Source organism: Nioella sediminis (assembly GCF_001879695.1).
GTDB lineage: Bacteria > Pseudomonadota > Alphaproteobacteria > Rhodobacterales > Rhodobacteraceae > Nioella > Nioella sediminis.
Genome location: NZ_MNBL01000028.1, coordinates 1 through 1,194 on the forward strand (window position 1 = coordinate 1; position 1,194 = coordinate 1,194).

Annotated in this window: 1 protein-coding gene; it reads left to right on the forward strand. The window is 65.8% G+C overall.

The features are described from left to right. On the forward strand, positions 1 to 1,194 hold a 1,194-nt coding region (locus BKY26_RS20145), incomplete at both ends, for a calcium-binding protein (RefSeq protein WP_425434464.1).

Genomic DNA, 1,194 nt, shown 5'->3' on the forward strand with positions numbered 1-1,194 from the left:
CCCCCCCCGCCAATGTGGCGGGGCTTGCCCGCGCGGATATCGGGGCCTCGCAATTCCTCGTCATGGCCGATGCCAACGGCCAGCATGTCCGCAGCTACCGGGTCGACGGCACCGGCGCCCTGACCGAAGGCGGCGTCTGTGGCGCGGATCAGGGGCTTGGCGTCGCCGGGATCAGCACGATGGAGCATATCAGCCTTGCCGATGGTCACTACGTGATCGTGGCGGCGCGCGACAGCTCGTCCATCAGCGTGCTGCGCATGGACCCCGACGGAACGCTCAGCCCGGTCGACCACATCATCGACGATCTGAACACGCGCTTTCAGCATGTGACATCGCTCGAAACCGTCATGCTCGATGACCGCGCCTTCGTCATTGCTGGTGGCGCGGATGATGGCGTCAGCTTCTTCGAGCTGCTGCCCGGCGGTCGCCTGCTCTTGCACGACACCATTGCCGACCGCTTCACCACCACGCTTGAAAATGTCTCGGCCATCGGGGCCACCGCCGTGGACAATCAGTTGCAGGTCTTCGTGGGCAGCGGGACCGAAACCGGGATCACCCAGTTCACCGTCGATCCCGGCCCAACCGGAACAACCCGCCTCGGCGGCTCGGGGGGCAGTATCCTGACGGGAACCGACGCGGGCGAGGTGCTTGCCGGGCGCGCGGGGGATGACGTGATCGAGGCAGGTGGGGGTGACGATGTGCTGATGGATGGTGCTGGCCGGGACACCCTGACCGGCGGGGCCGGGCGCGATATCTTCGTCATGGAGGCAGATGGAACCCATGACGAGATCCGCGATTTCAACCCGTCGCAGGACCGGATCGACCTGACCGCCTGGCCGATGCTGCGCAATCTGGGACAGATCGAGTTCACCGCGACCGGTGACGGCGCTGTTCTGCGCTTCGGCACGGAAGAGCTGCGCATTTACTCTCATGACGGGCTTCCGCTGACCCCGCACCAGGTGCTGACGCAGGATCTGATCGCGCTGACCCGCGTGCCTGCCGCACTACCGGAACCGGAGTCTGACCCCGCAAGCGACCTGACGGGCGATGGCACCTCTGATATCCTGTGGCGCAACGGCACGACGGGCCAATACGGCATGTTCGACATGTCGGGTGGCACGCCGACCTGGAGCGTTCTGGGCGGTGAAAGCACCGCCTGGCAGATCGGTGGACTCGGCGATTTCGACGGCGATG